Source organism: Klebsiella sp. EMBS2024 (assembly GCF_036233805.1).
Classification (GTDB): Bacteria; Pseudomonadota; Gammaproteobacteria; order Enterobacterales; family Enterobacteriaceae; genus Klebsiella; species Klebsiella pneumoniae.
The window spans coordinates 101,481-102,038 of the sequence record NZ_JAZARW010000002.1 but is presented as its reverse complement, the minus strand read 5'-3'; positions in this window follow the sequence as shown (position 1 = coordinate 102,038).

Genomic DNA, 558 nt, shown 5'->3' with positions numbered 1-558 from the left:
GAACCTGCCATCACAATAAATCGCAGCGCGCGGATCCTTTTGTTGTCTTATCCCGCATTATTGCGGGAAAAACCAAATGCGTAAAGGATCCTTTTTCTGCTCAGATCCTCCATGAAGCCAGTCATGACGCGGGCTGAGGGCTGTTTTACGGTTTTTGGGAGAATTGGAGTAATGCCAGGATGTACATGTTAGGCAGGAAAAAGAAGAGAAGAGAGCGCTACGCGATTTCCGGCCTGGTACACCCCTGTAACCTTGCGGGATTTCGCGTAACGCTTTCATAAGTTTACAACAGAAGAGAAAAGATATTTGCTGAAAAATGAAGTCCGTAAGTTAAATAAAAAATCATGATCCGTCCGGCACTATGTACTTAGCTGTCGTTTAGGTCTTAGGTGTTTTTGCTAAATTACGATGGTATCCCTTGTCAGAGTAATCTGGCTTGTCCTGCACATCTTCAGGTGACAATCCAGTGCAATTTCAGGGGTTAATCCTTTTGTCGTCAGCAGAATCTATCTATAAACGGGCTGTTTGTTGGTTCGCCAGAAGGAAAAAATTTAGCGT